Here is a 17,869-nt window from a genome sequence, read left to right on the forward strand (position 1 = left end):
CTGCGGAGGTCGTCTTTTTTTTAATCATGTATCATGATTTGACGGTATCGATACAGGATATACAGTGCGCCGATAATGGCCGCAACAGCCACCACTGCATCGAACATAAAGATTTGTAAAATGGACGCGTGACTCTGAATTAAACCTGTTACGACCGGGATGACGATAGCCGACACGCCGCCCGCTGTAGAGATAATCCCTGTCATCGTCCCTTTGTTTTTCCAGAAGAATTCAGCCATCACAGTTAACGTCAGCTGAAAAACTCCTGCCGTTGAAAATCCCAATACAAACGCATTGACGGTTCCTATGACTGGGGATTTCACGACCAAGAGCACACAAATGGAAACAAGTGTAATGATGGGGTAGATCAGCAGTACAGTGACCGGACGGACAAAACGGCGCAAAAGAAACGCGAGCATCACGACAGACAGCAGCCCGCCCATGCTATAGTAACTGAGCAGTTTTACAGCACTGCCCGATGCCATCCCCAAGATGGCCTCACCGTACGTAGGAAGCCAAATTTGCGGCAGCGCATACAGTCCATTTGACGTAAAGCTGATCAAAATGAGTGCGATCCCTTCCCTCCAAAATGTAGGCTCTGTCGAGAAGCGCGGAAGTCCGTCATACTCCGTTACCTGGACTTGCTCCACCTTACGATGATTCGGAAATGGCAAGGTCCACAGCATCAAGACATTCACAAGATAGATCAGAGCAGGGACAAAAAATGAAATTCCATAAAACAAATCATGCTCTGCTAAAAAGAAAATCGCCAGTGGCAAAATGGTTGCCCCAATGGAGATAAAGGCCTTCACCATCACATTCGCAGATCCCGAGTTTTGCGGAAAAGCCTCCATTAACGCAGGATATGTTCCTGCATCCATTGCCGAATTCGCGACGCCTGCCAAAATCGCAAATGCAAACGCGATTTGATAATTCGGAGACAATGGGATTCCGATGAGGAACACCGCCATCAGCACACCAGAAACCAAAATGACCGGCTTACGCCCAAAACGATCTGACAGTACACCTGATAAACCATACGTGAGCACCCTGCCAATGCCAAGCGCCGAAATCATATAACTAATTCCCGCACTATTGGTATCTAACTGTTTGATTAAAAATGGCATATTTGAAGCCAAAATAATATTGACCATACCTAATAAAAAATAATTAATATACAGACTAGAAGCCGTTCTCACATACGGATTCCTCATCCTGACACACCCCTCAACACCATCGCAATGAAGTGACAAATAATGGTTACGCTTACAAGATCTCATATGTGAGGAAGAACAGCTTTGCAGCCTTCACGTTCATACATCTCATCATGTCATGCAGCTCACAGCTTACACGCCCTTCATGTATCAAGCATTTCTTCAATTTTTCACTGCTCTTATTTTATACGAATGCGAAAGGTAAAGATAGTGAATTGCTTAAATTTGAAGGGAATTCATCGATCAAGCGTATGACACCATCGATAGAAAAAAGGAGTGGTTCATTCCACTCCTTAAATGATGTCTCAATTCTGTTCATCGCAGCCCCCAAATACTTAGCTCATAAAAATATTCCGTTCTCTCGATGCGTAATCCAAAACGAGAATATTCTGCCAAAAATAAAATCCCCATATCCACTTAAAATTTTATTTGCTCAAGAAGGTGATTTAAATGAATAAAGACTTCATACACATTCACTTTAAGTGCTTCAATTTCATGCTCTCGATAGTATTCTCCATGTATTTGGATTTTATGTTCTCTCGATTGAAGGAAAGCAAATACCTTCTGACAAACAGTACTCCGCGATTTTATAAAATCCATATACCACTATTCGAATTCTATAGAAATGAAACAACCAGTCCTCGAAAGAGTTTCGACAACTGGCTGTTTCATACGGTGTTTTGATCCCAGTCTCTCAAAAACGGGGGATCAGTCCCGAATATGGTGATTGTTTAAAATATTACGGGATCATTTTGAAAATACTATGAATGGCTTTGTATTCGCTCCAGTATTTTCTGGGTATGATCTTGATTTAAAATCATTGCCAATTCGGCCTCATTTAGAACAGATCCCCATCTAAAGATAATTTCACTATTCAAACCATACTTCAAAAAAAGCGCTTGATAATCTATTTCATCACTATTCTTATCCAATCCTGAGTAAAACAAATCTTTTATAGATTCCTCTGAGAGCATAGAATCCCTTCTACTGGCAATCATGAAACTAGATTGATACTGATCCATTATTCGCAATGCTTTATCTAAATCATGTTGAGGAACCTTGGCCATACTGACATAAAACGGTTTTTCATGTTCATCTAAAAGTAATTCTGGCCCCTTTTCAAAATCTGAAGTATTTATGTCTGAATCAATAGATTTCCATACTTTTCGGAATCTCTCTATTCGCGAATGTACATCACTTACTTTCTTACTCAGAAAGATATAAAAATGGTAATTAGTCAATTGATCGCTAAAAATTTCGATTAGTTCATTTTGACAATAACTTTGAAAAGTCTTAATTCCACCATTATCTAAAAAGTAATATCCATTAATACTATATACACTTAACTGTTTAAGTTCATTTATTTTTTGATCTAACCACTTATAGTAGTTTGTCACTTCTTGTTCGAATTCAAGTTCTATTTTCATTTATAATCCTCCAATGATAACTATTTTTCATAGTCATAGTGGTTTCCATAAATATCATTAAAATGAGCATCTCTATTCTGACTTAAGTCGTCTGGATAATAATGACCTCCTGCATGATCTCTAACCACTTTATCACCTTTAAAGAAATAATCCTTACCAGGGATAGGGTTACCTCTTTTGTCCACTGCTGGTCTAACTTCTATGGGTTGTTCACTTACTGGTATACCACTTGCCCTTTTAGATTCTCGAAAAGCCCCTCTTCTTTTGGCTCCTTCAGGTGAAAAATTAGGAGGACGCTGCCCATTTTCAGCTTTCACATATCTTTGATAATTTTCTCTTTTAGTTATTATTTCTTTTGGTTTATGTTTAAATTGAAGTTGTTTTAAACTCTTACTTCCAAACGGTAAAAGCATTCCAAGCGCCGCGTTCATACTCGCTTCCTGCTGTTCTTTGGAGATCTTATTTCCAAACATGTCTCGGCCTGTAATCGCTTCGCTGAAGCCGTTGGTGGCGGTGAGGCCATATAGTCCTTTTTGCGATGTTTTTAAGGCGTCAAAGGATTTTTGTGATGTCTTGTAGATATCGACTGCCCTGACTGCAGCTGATGTGGCTTGGGTGGTTTTATAGACAGCTTTTCCGCCTTTGAAAATGCGGCCTGCCCAGCCGACGATTGGGATGTAGCCTGCGGCTGCCATGCCGCCTGCCGCGACTCGCTGGCCTGCGGTGAGTTCCTCGCCTGTGATTGGATCAACGCCTGTTGCGGCACGTTTTGCATCGTTCACGCCGGTCAGTTCATTCACGATGTTTCCACCATAATCGAGGGCTTTTTCATACCAAGGGCGGTTGGCGAGGGCTTCTTGTTCCTTCGCAATCTTTCGGGCTTCTTCTTGTTCTTTTTTGATTTTCAGATATTCAGAAGTTTGCTTCTCAATATCGCTTTTTGCCTTGTAGATGTCGCTATTTTGATACGCTTTCTTATCAAAATTCATAGGTGAAATCGCTTTTCCGTCATTTGTCGCATTCATCATTTCAGCATACAATGCCATTGTAGCTTGCTGTTCCGTCTCTGACAAAGCATATTCATCTTTTAAATTTTGATCAAGCTCTCTTAGTTCTTTGACCGTCTTTTTTCGTTCATCTTCCGCATCTTCTATTTTTTCATCAAAGGTTTGGCTATCAAATACTTCTAGGGAAATGAGGTCATCAATGTCTTGAAAAATCGTTTTGAGTGCCTTTTTTTGATCCTTCACAATGCTTTTAGCATTCTTGATGCCCATATGTACTGCGTTGTCTAAAAAGTGTTCTTCTACAAAGGTATCGCCGCCAAAGCTCGTATCATCTAGTGTCCCAGAAACACCTTCATGAAAGGCTTTTTGCTTATCAATGAAGCTGATAAACATGTCTACATTTCCAGCGAGCTCTTTATAGAAACTTTTAATATTATCGGCTCCTTTCCCAGTGAAATCATCACCGAGGTTGGCAACACCTTGTAATGCCTTTTTTAAATCTACCATTTGTTCGCGGAGTTCCTGGTAGTGTTTTGCCCTTGTGTCCATGGCACTGGTTAGTGCTTTTGCATCAAGTATCTTGCCCAGAAGAAGTCACTCCCTCCATTATTGATCATAAAGTCTATTTTACCGTGACCTTCAAAACGGAAAAATAGGCTAAATGACATAAAAAACGGAATAGACTTTCTATCTCAACAAAGTCAGGAAATAGAAATAGGCTAGACAATACATTTTGCTCTGTCTAGCCTTACCTTCGTCCTATTTATAATTATTGATTGGTCCTTTATTCCAAACTATGTGATAGAACCTATTAAAACATTAATCCCTGTTCAACCTCTTCAGTGATATGAGATAATGCCAACTAAATCGAAAGGAGAATCAATGTGTATAAAGGAATCATTTCTGCAATTATGGTGATATTCGGCTTTTGGATTTTTCTACAATTATCCTTGAACATCAATGTCTTTCAAAACTCAATGAACTATTTTATTGTTATTATCCTCTTCTTCCTTTGTATTCAGGCGTTATTGAAGCGTAGGCAATAAAAAATCACTCAGGTACATACACTTTTTTCAAAGGTAATAAAGATCTTGTCTCAGTTGGCATATGCTCATACCAATGTACAATAAGGTCTACGAGTTCTTCTAAATCTACTAGATGAACTTCATTATGCTTCGCAACAGCTTTGGCATTAGAAGTGAATCCACCAGTAGAAACAAATAAACTGTTTGCATTCATAGGATTAGCCCCTAATAATTGTTGTACTTCTGGGGAACTGGCTGAGTTTTGTCGATGCTTAACTTGTACTTTTATAATAGGTTTTTCAAATCCAAATGCATCTTTATAAGCTAATACATCAACACCACCATCAGGTCCTTTTGGGCTTACGCGAACATTGTATGACATGGCTTGCAGTAAGCCCCCGACTAGATCTTGCATCTGCCACGGATCCAGTTTATCTACCTTATCTGCAATCATAACAGTTGCTTTGCCGACTAAATCTTCAATAATTTCATCTTCTTCTGTTTCATCTTCGTATGCTGCAATAGAAGTAGGGTTCTTGAGTAAATGTTCAATCTCTTGCCCCCAATCATCTACACGAAAAACAGTTGATATAGAACCGAGGCTGTTCTTAGCTGGTTGACTGAGAGAATCTCGTTTAACGGCGATTGGCTCCCAATTCACCTTAATGTGATTTGGATACATTTTATCTCCAGCTGCTTCATCAAAAAAATGCGGAGCAGTCACAGTACCTACTCGATATTCACGACTTTCTTTTAAATATGTAATGATTCGATCTCCTTTTTTAATTTCTCTACTGAACCTCCATATCTGACTAACCCAGCTTCTCCTTGTAAAAGGTTTGTTCTCGGCGAATATGACATCAGCTCGAGCGTTCATCTCTTGCTTTGTTTGATATTGTTTTGGATTACCTAATTTCGACCACCCGATAGATGCGATACCTTTCTTTTCCCAAATTGAAATTAAATCATTTTGGTCACCTGCACGAACCATCCACCATTTCGTCATTAACGCTCTCTCCTATTCCATCCCATAAATATTCTTACTAAATTATAAGACTTATTTATTGTGAACAAAAGGATATACTCACCATTTTTGTCGAAAGAAAGAGAAAAACCCGAACAAGCATATACCACGCTCATCCGGGCTTCTATTTTCCTTTATTACACTTCTTCACCGTTCGTTGCGATGACGTTTTGATACCAAGTAAACGAATCTTTTTTAAGGCGCTTCATCGAGCCGTTACCTTCGTTGTCGCGGTCAACGTAGATCATGCCGTAGCGTTTTTTCATTTCACCTGTTGTGAATGACACGATATCAATGATGCCCCAAGGTGTGTAGCCAATAAGGTCCACACCGTCGTATTCAATCGCTTTTTTCAGTGCTTCGATATGAGAAGCGAGATATTGAATTCTTTCTGGATCGTGAATAGAACCGTCTTCTTCCACTTGATCTATTGCACCAAATCCATTCTCTACGATGAACAGCGGGATTTGATAGCGATCGTAAAAACGATTCAATGTATATCTTAAGCCTGTCGGGTCAATGGACCAGCCCCAGTCACTTGATTTGATATAAGGGTTATCTACACCATGCGGCAGGGCTCCGTTGACAATGTCTCCGTTGTGATCAGACACAGTATCACTTTTAACCGTTGTCGACATGTAGTAGCTAAAGCCTAGATAATCCACTTTCCCTTTTCTTAAGCTTTCTTCATCGCCTTCTTCAAATGGAATATGATACCCTTCGCGTTCGAATTCTTTTAATGCATAGCTCGGATAGTAGCCGCGAACCTGTACATCTGGGAAGAAATAGCGCTGTCTCATATACTCCTCTGCAAGCATGACATCCTCTGGATTTGAGGAATACGGATAGATTGGCACGTGAGACACCATCGCTCCAATTTGGAAAGCAGGATTGATCTCTTTTCCTTTGGCTACTGCCCATGCACTTGCAAGTAATTCATGGTGTCCTGCTTGATACATGACTTCTTTGGCATTTTCGCCTTCTTTGACTGATACCCCTGAATTTGTCCAAAGGAATAGTGGGTTGTTGACATCCATTTTGTTATTGATTTCATTAAATGTCATCCAGTATGTGACCTTGTCCTTGTATCGATTGAAGCACACTTCTGCGAATTTCGCGAAATACTCAGCGACTTTTCGGCTGCGGAACCCGCCGTACTCTCTTGCCAAATGAAGCGGCATCTCAAAGTGAGACAGCGTAATCACAGGCTCGATGCCATGCTTGAGCAGTTCATCAAATACATCATCATAGAATTGTAACCCTGCTTCATTCGGTTCTGCTTCATCTCCCTTAGGGAAAATCCGGCTCCAGCCAATTGATGTACGTAAACATTTTAGACCCATTTCGGCAAACATTGCGATATCTTCCTTATAACGATGATAGAAATCGATCGCTTCATGATTCGGATAAAATTTATCTTCTTCTACCGTTTCAGTTATTTGTCTCGGTACTCCGTGAGCACCTGCTGTCATCACATCTACAACACTTGGTCCTTTTCCTGCTTCATTCCATCCACCTTCAAATTGATGTGCAGCTAATGCTCCGCCCCATAGAAATTCTTTTGGTAATGTCATTATTCATTCCTCCTATTTCACAATTGTGATCATGACGTCTGTTGACTGGCATGTCGATTGTTCTTGTACAATCACATCTTCGTACGCTTGTGTATTGGTGATGATGACGGGTGTGATTGTTTTTAATCCCTTGCTTTCAATGGCTTCTTGATCAAATGTCATCAACAAGTCACCCTTCTTCACCTTGCTGCCTTCTTTGATATGAAGAGTAAATGCTGAGCCATCTAGCGAAACCGTATCAATTCCTACATGAACAAGTAACTCCACACCAAATTCTGAACGCAGTCCAATTGCATGCTTTGTCGGCGCAAGCATGACGACACTGCCATCAAACGGTGCATACAGCTTGTTGTCTGTCGGTTCAATCGCAAATCCTTTGCCCATTGCCCCAGAGCTAAATACGGCATCCGGCACTTCAGATAACGGGAGTACTTTCCCTGCAAGCGGTGCAGGAATGGTTTCTTCATTGTTCATCGAAGCATTCATTTTTTCTCCAACTTGATCTTTATCAGACGTTGCACCGGCTGTCTGTTCCACTGTATCTTCCCCATAACCAAACATTTGAATGAGCACAACTGGTAAGATCAGCGCAATTGCGACACCAATCAATATGCCGATGATCGATGTTGGATAGTCTGAACTAATTCCATTTACAATCGTCAGTGGACCAGGCAACCCTGCATACGCAAAGTAATAAGGCGTAAAGAAGCTGGCAGCAATGGCCCCGATCGCTCCAGATATACATCCGAAAATAAATGGTTTCTTAAAACGCAAGGTGACCCCATAAATCGCAGGCTCAGTAATTCCAAAGAGACCCGTGATTCCCGCTGACACCCCGACTTTTCGTGTTTCGCGATTTCTTGCTTTTAAAATAACCCCTAACACTGCGCCGACCTGAGCGATAACAGCGATGGTTTGATATGCCTGGAAGGAGTCACGTCCATATTGTTCAAAGTTGGCGAGCACCATTGGTGTGATGCCCCAGTGAACACCGAAAATGACAAGCACTTGCCAGAAACCTCCGATAATGGCGCCTGCTAAAGCTGGGACATTTTCTGCTAAGACATTGTATCCGTTTGCAATTCCATTTGCGCCTGCTGTCGAAAGTGGACCAATTAATAGAATGGTTAATGGAACCATGACGACCATACAGATAAAAGGGACAAATAACGGTTTGACCACTTCGTGAATGCGTTTGTTTAAAAATCTCTCTACATATGAAAGGATCCATACCAAGAATAACGGCGGCAAAACAGATGACGTATAAACCGTTTCAGATAACGCTATGCCTAAAAAGGTAACGCCTTCCCCTGATGCCACGCGTCCAGCAATCTCCGTCCAAGCCGGACTGACAAGCGCTGCTGTACACGCTACTGCGATATACATATTCGTTTTAAAATGCTTGGCAGCTGTAATGGCAATAAAGATAGGCAAGAACGTAAACGGCGCCCAAGAAATAAAGCTAAAGACTTCATACGTTCCCGTTTTCGAGAAGCTTGGAAATAATAAATTAATGAGGATAAGTGCACCTTGTAAAATACCAGCTGCCGCCAAAATATACACAAATGGCGCAAACACAGCAGACATGGTCGCGATGACACGATTCAGCACCGTTCCCTTGTTTTCATTTACCTGGTCATCTTCAGACGGCTGCAGCTGAACAAGGCTGGAAAAATGCTCATAGACCTCACCAACATGCTGACCGATGACGACCTGAAATTGACCGCCGTTTTCCACCACGGTAATGACGCCAGGCATCGCATTGACTGCTTCCTTTGCTTTTGGATTCGAACGTTTCAAGACCAAACGCAGCCGCGTGGCGCATCTTGCGGCACTCACCACATTTTCTTCTCCGCCAACTGCCTCTAAGATGTCTTCTGCAAGCTTTTGATAATCCCTCACTTTTGACATATAAAACCCCCCTTTATCACTACTAGTATATGTACATTATAATTATACCGGTACAATATATCAATGCATATATAATTTCAATTGGCATATCAAAGGAAATTTGGTATGTGCTATAATACAAGAACAATAAATCGTGAAAACAAAGAGGAATGGCCATGTTAAAGTATCAACAAATTGCGAGCGATATTGAAAAATATATTGTCACCCATGAGCTGCAGCAAGGGGATAAGCTTCCTGTACTCGAAACACTCATGAGCCAATTTGCTGTGAGCAAAAGTACCATTATCAAATCATTAGACTTACTCGAAAGAAAAGGAATTATCTATCAAGTGAGGGGCAGCGGCATCTTTGTTCGAAGACACCGCCGTAAGGGCTACATCAGCCTTTTATCCAACCAAGGGTTTAAAAAAGATTTAGAGGAATTTCAACTGACATCAGAAGTTTTAATGCTAGACACCATCAAGCCGTCCGAAGAAGCTGCACTTAATTTGAACATTGAACAAGATGAAGATGTCTTTTATCTAAAACGCATTCGTTACATCAATGGGCAAACGTTATGTTTAGAAGAATCCTATTACCGAAAAACCATCATTCCCTATCTCAACACAGAAATTGCTGCCGACTCTGTTTTTAAATTCATCAGTGAAGGTTTGGGGCTCAAAGTCGGTTTTTCCGATATGTACTTACAAGTAGGCAAATTGAATGAAACCGAAGCGACGCACCTCGGACTTAAGCAAGATGATCCCGCTCTCCGCGTCGAGACGGTCTTTCATCTCACAAACGGCCAGCCCTTCGACTTCTCGAAAATCACGTATAACTACATGCAATCCCAATTTTTTATTCAAGCGAATAATTATTATGGGTGATGGATGGAAAAAGCCCCCTGGTGTCAGGAGGCTTTCTTACTTTTATCTTTTAACCTTTAAACATTCCATCCTTCTTTCTTGAGAAGATAGGCCATCAATCCCAACATCACCATAATAAATGTCTATGTGATTTCCTTTGCCAATTAGTGCAACTGGAAAAGCATGCTGGTCTTGCAGACACTTTTCAAACTCATCTGGATGAATTTCGACTTCAATTTCATGTCCAATGAACGCATATTCAAACGTCATCGTATGATAAAGATCCACAAGACAGCGTATGATCTTCTGCTGAAGATGAATGACATCATGAGAAACAACCTCTGTCCAATTTAAACTGAGAACGAATCCTACGAAACCCGTTTCTTTTTGTATGTTGATTGTCCTTCCTTTTCGATCTGAACTTATGCCTGACAATTCAAACTCTGTATAATAACCAGAAAAATCATCGTCTTTGATGATGTTCTCTTTAACACTGTGTTCAATCCATGTTTCTCCGTCAGGGTCCAGACTAAACTTTACTTTCTTAATAGACATGTCTTTTTGAAGAAGATAATCAATCAATTGGCGAAAAGTATTTGGTATATGAATGTCTTCATAAAAAACGAGTCCGATATTGATATACCCACCTGTAGTTATGTCATATCCCTCGCTTCATTTTTTCTTTCATTATACTTTACTTAAACTATTATTCTATGAAAACTCCCTCTCTTACATGAACACTTGCGATTTAAACCATCAAAAAGATTCATTTTACGAATGCATCAAACAAACTTATGATTAACGTAACAAGAGTGTATAGGAGGGTTCGTCACATGGGAGACATTAGAGTGTATCATGTCGATGCGTTTACAACTGAGAAATTTGGAGGAAATGCCGCTGGGGTGGTGTTGGATGGTGAGTTTTTAACAGAAGATGATATGCAGAGCATCGCCAAGGAGTTGAATTTACCGGAATCCGTCTTCTTGCTTCCTGCCCATGATAAGAAAGCCGATTATCGCGTCAAATACTTCACACCGACGGAAGAGGTCAATTTTTGCGGGCATGCGACTGTTGGATTGACTTGGCTTCTAGCAACGGAGCTAGGGCTGGCTAAAGAGAGATCAGGGGTCGTGTTAGAAACAAAGATCGGCCATGTGCCTGTTGTATGGCACGAAGAAAATGGAAAGGTCGTTGATGTGGAAATGACGCAGGTGCCACCGCGGACGCGAGATTTTGTCATCGATTTAGAAGAGCTTAGTGACATGCTTGGTGTGAGCAGTGACCGCCTTGATTCTTCCTATCCTATCAAATTAGCAAACACCGGAAACTGGCATCTTCTTGTTCCGATGAAGCACCAACAGGACATTGATCAAGCGGCACCGAACTTAGCGGCTTTAGCTAAAATGAATAAAGAGCATGGTATCTCGACAACCCACCTTTATACGTTCCACACTTCAAAAGAATGCGATCTTTATACGAGGGATTTTGCACCTGGGATTGGTATACCGGAAGATCCTGTGACGGGGGCAGCAAACGGGGCGTTGGCTGGATATCTTTATTTGGAGGGTATCATTTCTCAGCAAGAAATCACTCGCCTGAACATTGCCCAAGGGGATGCCATCGGCAGACCTGGCATGCTTCGTATCACAGTCATTCCGAATGAATCAAAGCCGGTGATTAAAGTGGCAGGCGCAGCTGTCATCACGATCCGCGGCGTGTTAACTTTATAAAACATCAGCTTGAATGGGGACTTCCTGTTCAAGCTGATTCTATTTAAAATGATTTTTGACCGTTTCGATCCATCTTTTGGCCGATGGGGAAGCTGCTTTGAATGATTTGAGCGCCAGGTTGACCTCACGAAAGACGCTCGTCTCCAGTGGAATGACTTTCGTATGAGGTATGTGCGGCGGCAAAACCAATTTTGGAATGATCGTGACCCCAAGTCCTTCTTGAACCATAGAAATAAGCGTATTGTTGTCTTCAATTTCAAACAAAACATGAGGCTTCACGCCGCCTCTTTCTTTTAACAGCTTCTTGACGAGTATGTCACAGCCCGCTTTCGGCATGATAAAGGCTTCATCATGTAACGAGTCAACTTCAATCACTTTCTTCGTATGAAAGCGATGATTCTCTTGTATGAGCACCACCAATTCATCCTGAAAAAGTGGAACGGTCTCAAATTCCCTCGATGACTGCGTTAAAAAACCAACATCAACCGTGCCAGAAGTGATCCATTCCTCAATCTCCTCATAACCGCCTTCATATAACTCCAGCTTGATATGCGGATAGATTTGCGTAAAACGATGAATAAGGCGTGGAAGGACATTTGAAGAAAAACTAGGGAATGTCCCTATCTTGATACTCCCCACTTCCATCCCTTGAATGAGCGCCGCCTCCTGCTCAAGCAATGCCGCATGATGCATGATTTGCCGGATATGCGGCATCACCCGCTCACCTGCGTCCGTTAACGAAAGCCCGTTTCGATTCCGCCGAAGCAGCACAATCCCGAGTTCCGACTCAAGCTTCGCAATATTATGACTCACCCCAGATTGCGTCAGCCCTAGCTTCTCCCCTGCTTTTGTAAAACTGCCGCATTCGACGACTGTTAGAAATACTTTGTATTGGAATGTGATCAGTGTGCTCACCTCACTTATTAATTCGTCGTTGCCGACGACGAAGACCTAGACGCTGCTTCATCAGCCTTCACACAATCAATCGCAACAACCAATGCAATCATCACAGGCTCCATCTCTTCTTTCAAAATATCAACCTTATAGCTGTCACCCCAAGTAAACCATTCCTTCTTCACCTGGCCGATCACATCACCATTCTGGAGCACCTGGAAATTCATATCCCACCAGTTACCTTGCACTTCTATACCCGCGGCATCAATTGAATATTTTGCTTTAAAGAACGTAAACTCTTTTTTGATCGTCAATACCTCTTGACCACCAACTTCTACTAAAAACTTCGGTAAAAAGCTAAACATTTTCTTCGTAATCACAGCGATTTCTTCTCGTTCTGTATTCAGAATGGTAAACGTCTTCGGTACCTTCAAAAAACTGCCTTCGACCAAATACACATCGTTCTCCTGCTGATCCTTTACTGTAAACCTGCCGCTCAGACTAAATACTTTCTGCTTCATGTAAAGCTGTTTCATATGGACCTCCGATTCAGTTCAAAAATTTATCCGTTCTTACATTACCTCTGATTATACCAAAAAATAGAATGTACAAAAAACCACCTGCTATCAGGTGGTTTTCGATTACTGATTCATTTTCAGAGATTCTTTTTCATATGTTTGAAAAGCATTTTCCATTCCCATGATGACCTCTTTAATTTTGACATAACCACTTGTGTAAGGAATAGAATCTCTAATCTCTTCCCACATAAAATGATAGAATTTCAGGTCATCCGTTTCACACATCACAAAATCTGTGTAATCTTTATCTGGAAGAGCTTCTGCATCAAAAAAACGCACCGTCACATGTTCTTTATATTTCTGCATCAACTCTTGCAGCGAAGCCGCATGGGTTCTTATTTTGGTTTTGAAAGTGTCGTATGGGTCAGTTATTTTGTCCATCTGTTTTTTACCTCCTAATAAGGAAAACTCAAGCCTACTTGGGGATTGTTTTTATGATCAATGCTAAAAATAAGTCTGTCACAATACGTGATGCAAAAAAAGTCTCGTTTGAGGGAAATCACCCAAATGAGACTTTTTTTAGTGTTTATTTAATACCCATTTACAAAGTAAGCAATGGTTTCTAATTCATCTTCTTTCAGTTCTCTGTTCACGTACTTTTGATACTCATTCGTGATTTTCTGTTTATCTCCACCACATTGATCAGTGAATTTCGCTATCATCCGAAGTTTGTCTGTTTCCTGACGAAACTCCTCTTTTGTCCATGGTCTTTGGTGTGAAGGAATATACGTTTCGGCATCAAAAGCATCTAACTCATCTAAAAGACGCAAGATTTCTTTTACCGAATAATGAACTTTTTCGGCATACATTTTCGGATAAATACAATCACCAAGAAACAGGATTTTCTCTTCTTTCACATACACGATCACGGAATCAGCAGCATGATCGCCTCCAACATGCTGCACGATGCAAGTGACCCCGCCAAGATCAATCTCTATCCGACGGTCAAACGTGACATCCGGTAAAACCACCTGAATATCTCGATGACCCTGATATTCTTCCTTAATGGCCTTCGCGCAGAACTCAATCTCCGTTCCTTCCCTCACCCGCTCATCAATCGCCTCATCTGACCACGAAAACGGAACAAGCTCCTCCATTTCCTTTCTTGTCTGTGCAGAAGCAATTGAAACCGTATCAGGCAGCGCAGGCAGACCAAAAATATGATCCCAATGCCAATGCGTGAGGACAACCATATCAGGCTTGGCGTTCTCGTGCTTTAAAGTTCTTTGGATGAAATAGTTCGCATGATCTTCTGAGTTACCGGCATCGATCATTAATGTTTTGTTATTGCCTGCGACCATACCTAGGATGGGGCGGTCGGTGAGTGATATTGGTGTGATGTACCAAAATCTCTGACCTATTTTTTTAATTGAGTGCATTGGTGCTTCCTACTTTCTTTCATTATATTTAAATTGAAACACATTTTTCCCCATCGTTCTACTGTTTAAGTATATCGAATTTCATTACTCGAAGTAGCACGCGAAGCCAATATTGTTACAATGATCGCGATTGCAACGCCTAAAGCACCTGCCCAAGTAACGGAAGATAGAGAAACCCTCTCTACAAAGATACCTCCAATAGCTGCACCTGCGGCCATCGCCAATTGCATCATTGACTGATTGAGACCTAATAGTATACCTGATGACTCTGGCTCCATTGTAGCTAGGTGATATTGTTGAGTCGGGCCAGAAGACCATGCAGCAAATGACCATAGTATTAAAATGAGCAATACTCCAACATAAGAATGCGTAACTAGTGAGAGCAATATGAGCATGATGACATGTAATGTCATTCCACTAATCAGAGTAAAATTCACACCCCATCGATCGGTACTAAATCCACCAAACTTTGACCCAACTAGACTAGCAATCCCGAATACGAGAAGAACTCCACTCAGCAATTTGCTGCTTACACCCGATATATTTAAAAGGTAAGGGGATAAATAGGTATAGGCAATTGAATAACCACCAAGCCAGAAAAAGGTGATGGCTAATCCCAACACTACTTTTGGTTTTTTAAAAAGAGCGAGTTGTTGAATTAAAGGTACAGGTTTATCCCCTTGGATTTTTGGAATCGTAAGAGAAATGATCACCATGGCTAATAATCCGAGTAAGGCTATTCCTCCGAATACAGCTTTCCAACCAAAGAAATCACTAGTCATTCTGCCCAGTGGGACTCCAATGATCAATGATGCTGTAAACCCCATTACTACTGTAGCAATAGCGGTACCTTGCTTACCTTTTGGTGCAATTTTTTCAGCAATTGTTAATGCAGTAACTACGACCATCCCCGCTCCAAGAGCCATAATAATTCTTGACACAATAAATAATTGATACCCAGGGAGGACGAATGCAAGAATATTACCTAGAATAAAAACGCTAAGTGAAAATAACATTAACTTGCGTTTATTCATTCCCGATGTTAAAGCCATTAATACTGGGGTGAAGATGGCATACACAAGAGAAAAAATCGTAATTAACTGGCCAGCTGCAGCTATCGTAATCCCTAATGATTCAGAAATATTATCCAAAATACCAGAGATGATATACTCTGATGTACCAACTAAAAAACTGACAATAGCTAAAATGTAAATCTTTACAGTGTTTGACAATGTAGATCACTCCTTATATATAATACATTTACATATCTAGAATTGTTAATATGTATGGACAAAAAAACATATTACGATAAGTCGATTTGTATTTAATAAATGAAACTGAATTCTGATGTATGAATTCAGTTCATTTATTAAATATTTTTTTCTAGAATCTCAGCAATTTTTTTTATGGCATTTTCATCTCTTTTATAATACGTGTATTTACCTATACGCTCTGTCGTAATTAATCCAGCTCGTAGTAAAATTGAAAGGTATTGAGATGCTGTTGATTGCGTCATTTTCAATTTATCTGTTATTTGACTAACACATACCCCTGTAGTATTCATATCAATCCCTTCATGGGGTGTAAAATGACGATCAGGTTCCTTTAACCATTGTAAAATTTGCAATCTGGATTCATTGGATAAGGCTTTAAAAACTTCTATTGGCTCCATACAAACCATTATATCGGTAAATAACGATATGTCAACATGTGTTGTTTGAGATAGTGTATCTGCAGTCTTCTAAAAGTGAATTACTTGTGAAATATTATCATTTTTTTAAATATAAGCATTTGTTATTTCAGTCTTAAGTAATTTGAGGTTAATCTATTTATAAAACCTGACTCTTCTTCCTCATGTTCACTTAGTACAGTTAAATCAAAGGAGAGTTCATATGATTGAGCAAAAAAAGTGACTATCTTATCCAAATCAATTAAAAGTTGATTAGAAAAATCTTTGTAAACTAGCAATAAATCTATATCATTTGGGGATCTATTCTCATTGAGAATTGACCCAAATAAATATACGCTTTTAAATAACTCAAACAATTCTATATGATGTTGGATTTTCTGAATGACAAAATCATTTGTGTTAATTTCCATTAATATATTTGTAAAATTTATCCATTGTTAGTAACGTTACTTTCATTTCTTTTGCTAGTTCGTATGCTTCCCCTGAAATACAACACTCACCATTCCAATTATGTAAGTTTAAAACCACACATTTTTCCTCTGGACATAGTTGTTGTAATTTAACTTTACTTAAGCAATACTCATAAATAAAGACTATCTTTACACCATTTACTGTAATTTCTTTTAGATTGTCTATTTTTAAAAAATCAAAATTTAAACCTCTTGATTTTATAACTTTTAGAGCATAATTTAAACTTTCAAATCGAACATTGACTTTCCTAAAACAATTGCTATCATAGTATATTTGCCTTAACCTTGGAGTATCATTTAGATAAATTTTTTCAAAACTACGGTCTTTTTTAACCTGTATATATGGATTATCAATGCCTAAAACAATAGATTCAAATTCCCCCTTCTTCCGCAATACAGCTATTAAACTCTCAATAGACTCTACAGATGGTATAAAGTCTTTCTGTAAAGGTTTTATTCCAAACAAAGAATTAACCTCAGTCGGAAATAATACATATCTTATTTTTTCTTTACTTATTCGAGTAGCTTCAAATTCATCAATATGAAGCATAAATTTTTGTACTATTGCTAAGTTTGAGTAGCTTTCCTGAGAATGCTTTTGAATCAACTTAGTATTGTGTTTTAAAATTTTTCTTAGTATTCTATTATTTGATAAAATCTCACCTTCAAAAATGTCCCACAATCCCCTTTGGTCCTCTGAATAATAGTTTTCAAAGATTGCTTGATTATGTAGTAACAATGGAACTACTTCACTTTTTAAATCCTCAAAAGTATCATACTCTTTACTAAAGAAACACTCGAACTCAGCCTTGCGTATTTTTTTCCATTTTTCAACATCATCTACACTGAATGCATTGTTTTTATCAAAGTTTGTATGACAATTTGGGCATAAAATAATTAAATTTTCATACGAGTTGTCTTTAGTATCACAATACGGAATTATATGAGCCTTTTCCATTATGTCACCACTATCTTTAAATAATTCTACTTTACATTCTGGATTCATACATCTCCCCATAGATTCAGCATATATCCTTCTTTCAACCTGAGCACTTATCTTTCTACTCACCTCGTTCATCTCCTTTAAAACCATCACTTTAG

The 17,869-nt window shown here is 39.7% G+C and carries 17 protein-coding genes; 3 read left to right on the top strand and 14 right to left on the bottom strand.

Going from position 1 to position 17,869, the window contains the following annotated elements:
• Positions 1–20: 20 nt before the first annotated feature.
• The 3 genes from NST65_RS18505 to NST65_RS18515 all read right to left on the bottom strand — a co-directional run bounded on the left by NST65_RS18505 (position 21) and on the right by NST65_RS18515 (position 4,236).
• A complete protein-coding gene (locus NST65_RS18505) occupies positions 21–1,214 on the bottom strand; it encodes an MFS transporter (RefSeq protein WP_034281432.1) in 1,194 nt (397 codons plus the stop codon).
• Positions 1,215–1,975: 761 nt separating this feature from the next.
• Positions 1,976–2,641 (bottom strand): hypothetical protein, encoded by a 666-nt coding sequence (locus NST65_RS18510; RefSeq protein WP_111927011.1) that lies wholly within the window; start codon positions 2,639–2,641, stop codon positions 1,976–1,978.
• A gap of 20 nt (positions 2,642–2,661) precedes the next feature.
• Complete coding sequence (locus tag NST65_RS18515) at positions 2,662–4,236, bottom strand: T7SS effector LXG polymorphic toxin (RefSeq protein ID WP_268436285.1); 1,575 nt, start codon at positions 4,234–4,236, stop codon at positions 2,662–2,664.
• Between the two features lie 296 nt (positions 4,237–4,532).
• On the opposite strand from NST65_RS18515, the gene NST65_RS18520 reads away from it, so the two are divergent.
• Entirely contained in the window at positions 4,533–4,694 is a 162-nt protein-coding gene (locus NST65_RS18520; protein WP_252049953.1) for a hypothetical protein, read from the top strand.
• Positions 4,695–4,698: 4 nt separating this feature from the next.
• Here NST65_RS18520 and NST65_RS18525 read toward each other — a convergent pair whose 3' ends face one another.
• From NST65_RS18525 to NST65_RS18535, 3 genes are all read right to left on the bottom strand, one after another.
• Positions 4,699–5,679 (bottom strand): restriction endonuclease, encoded by a 981-nt coding sequence (locus NST65_RS18525; RefSeq protein ID WP_101677500.1) that lies wholly within the window; start codon positions 5,677–5,679, stop codon positions 4,699–4,701.
• Between the two features lie 155 nt (positions 5,680–5,834).
• On the bottom strand, positions 5,835–7,274 hold the full coding sequence (gene bglA, locus NST65_RS18530; protein WP_111927711.1) for a 6-phospho-beta-glucosidase BglA: 1,440 nt from the start codon (positions 7,272–7,274) through the stop codon (positions 5,835–5,837).
• 9 nt (positions 7,275–7,283) lie between these two features.
• Entirely contained in the window at positions 7,284–9,182 is a 1,899-nt protein-coding gene (locus NST65_RS18535) for a beta-glucoside-specific PTS transporter subunit IIABC (protein ID WP_111927712.1), read from the bottom strand.
• Between the two features lie 155 nt (positions 9,183–9,337).
• On the opposite strand from NST65_RS18535, the gene NST65_RS18540 reads away from it, so the two are divergent.
• Complete coding sequence (locus NST65_RS18540; protein WP_041118390.1) at positions 9,338–10,048, top strand: GntR family transcriptional regulator; 711 nt, start codon at positions 9,338–9,340, stop codon at positions 10,046–10,048.
• A 42-nt stretch (positions 10,049–10,090) separates the two neighbouring features.
• On the opposite strand, the gene NST65_RS18545 is transcribed toward NST65_RS18540, so the two are convergent.
• Positions 10,091–10,684 carry an Imm64 family immunity protein gene (locus tag NST65_RS18545; protein ID WP_111927713.1) on the bottom strand — a complete coding sequence of 198 codons (594 nt, stop codon included), beginning with the start codon at positions 10,682–10,684 and terminating at the stop codon, positions 10,091–10,093.
• A gap of 176 nt (positions 10,685–10,860) precedes the next feature.
• Here NST65_RS18545 and NST65_RS18550 point away from each other — a divergent pair, with 176 nt between their 5' ends.
• Positions 10,861–11,757 carry a PhzF family phenazine biosynthesis protein gene (locus NST65_RS18550; protein WP_111927714.1) on the top strand — a complete coding sequence of 299 codons (897 nt, stop codon included), beginning with the start codon at positions 10,861–10,863 and terminating at the stop codon, positions 11,755–11,757.
• 39 nt (positions 11,758–11,796) lie between these two features.
• Here NST65_RS18550 and NST65_RS18555 read toward each other — a convergent pair whose 3' ends face one another.
• The 7 genes from NST65_RS18555 to NST65_RS18585 all read right to left on the bottom strand — a co-directional run bounded on the left by NST65_RS18555 (position 11,797) and on the right by NST65_RS18585 (position 17,837).
• Positions 11,797–12,672 (bottom strand): LysR family transcriptional regulator, encoded by an 876-nt coding sequence (locus tag NST65_RS18555; RefSeq protein WP_227001689.1) that lies wholly within the window; start codon positions 12,670–12,672, stop codon positions 11,797–11,799.
• An 8-nt stretch (positions 12,673–12,680) separates the two neighbouring features.
• Positions 12,681–13,187, bottom strand: coding sequence for an LURP-one-related family protein (locus NST65_RS18560; RefSeq protein ID WP_041118400.1), 507 nt, complete (start codon positions 13,185–13,187; stop codon positions 12,681–12,683).
• Positions 13,188–13,292: 105 nt separating this feature from the next.
• Positions 13,293–13,610, bottom strand: coding sequence for a darcynin family protein (locus NST65_RS18565; protein ID WP_041118402.1), 318 nt, complete (start codon positions 13,608–13,610; stop codon positions 13,293–13,295).
• A 149-nt stretch (positions 13,611–13,759) separates the two neighbouring features.
• Positions 13,760–14,608, bottom strand: a complete 849-nt coding sequence (locus NST65_RS18570; protein ID WP_111927715.1) for an MBL fold metallo-hydrolase — start codon at positions 14,606–14,608, stop codon at positions 13,760–13,762.
• A 65-nt stretch (positions 14,609–14,673) separates the two neighbouring features.
• Positions 14,674–15,840 (bottom strand): MFS transporter, encoded by a 1,167-nt coding sequence (locus NST65_RS18575; protein WP_025093702.1) that lies wholly within the window; start codon positions 15,838–15,840, stop codon positions 14,674–14,676.
• Between the two features lie 137 nt (positions 15,841–15,977).
• A complete protein-coding gene (locus NST65_RS18580; protein ID WP_025093701.1) occupies positions 15,978–16,280 on the bottom strand; it encodes a metalloregulator ArsR/SmtB family transcription factor in 303 nt (100 codons plus the stop codon).
• A 417-nt stretch (positions 16,281–16,697) separates the two neighbouring features.
• Positions 16,698–17,837, bottom strand: a complete 1,140-nt coding sequence (locus NST65_RS18585; protein WP_111927722.1) for an HNH endonuclease signature motif containing protein — start codon at positions 17,835–17,837, stop codon at positions 16,698–16,700.
• Between the last annotated feature and the right edge of the window lie 32 nt (positions 17,838–17,869).

It is taken from the genome of Bacillus sp. FSL P4-0248 (genome assembly GCF_038593305.1).
Classification (GTDB): Bacteria; Bacillota; Bacilli; order Bacillales; family Bacillaceae; genus Bacillus; species Bacillus safensis.

What these genes read in the sequence shown, in the direction of transcription:
- NST65_RS18560 (WP_041118400.1), bottom strand. Translation starts at nt 13,187, where the DNA reads ATGAAACAGCTTTACATGAAGCAGAAAGTATTTAGTCTGAGCGGCAGG.
- NST65_RS18580 (WP_025093701.1), bottom strand. Translation starts at nt 16,280, where the DNA reads ATGGAGCCAATAGAAGTTTTTAAAGCCTTATCCAATGAATCCAGATTG.
- NST65_RS18525 (WP_101677500.1), bottom strand. Translation starts at nt 5,679, where the DNA reads ATGACGAAATGGTGGATGGTTCGTGCAGGTGACCAAAATGATTTAATT.
- NST65_RS18505 (WP_034281432.1), bottom strand. Translation starts at nt 1,214, where the DNA reads ATGAGGAATCCGTATGTGAGAACGGCTTCTAGTCTGTATATTAATTAT.
- NST65_RS18540 (WP_041118390.1), top strand. Translation starts at nt 9,338, where the DNA reads ATGTTAAAGTATCAACAAATTGCGAGCGATATTGAAAAATATATTGTC.
- NST65_RS18510 (WP_111927011.1), bottom strand. Translation starts at nt 2,641, where the DNA reads ATGAAAATAGAACTTGAATTCGAACAAGAAGTGACAAACTACTATAAG.
- NST65_RS18535 (WP_111927712.1), bottom strand. Translation starts at nt 9,182, where the DNA reads ATGTCAAAAGTGAGGGATTATCAAAAGCTTGCAGAAGACATCTTAGAG.
- NST65_RS18565 (WP_041118402.1), bottom strand. Translation starts at nt 13,610, where the DNA reads ATGGACAAAATAACTGACCCATACGACACTTTCAAAACCAAAATAAGA.
- NST65_RS18550 (WP_111927714.1), top strand. Translation starts at nt 10,861, where the DNA reads ATGGGAGACATTAGAGTGTATCATGTCGATGCGTTTACAACTGAGAAA.
- NST65_RS18570 (WP_111927715.1), bottom strand. Translation starts at nt 14,608, where the DNA reads ATGCACTCAATTAAAAAAATAGGTCAGAGATTTTGGTACATCACACCA.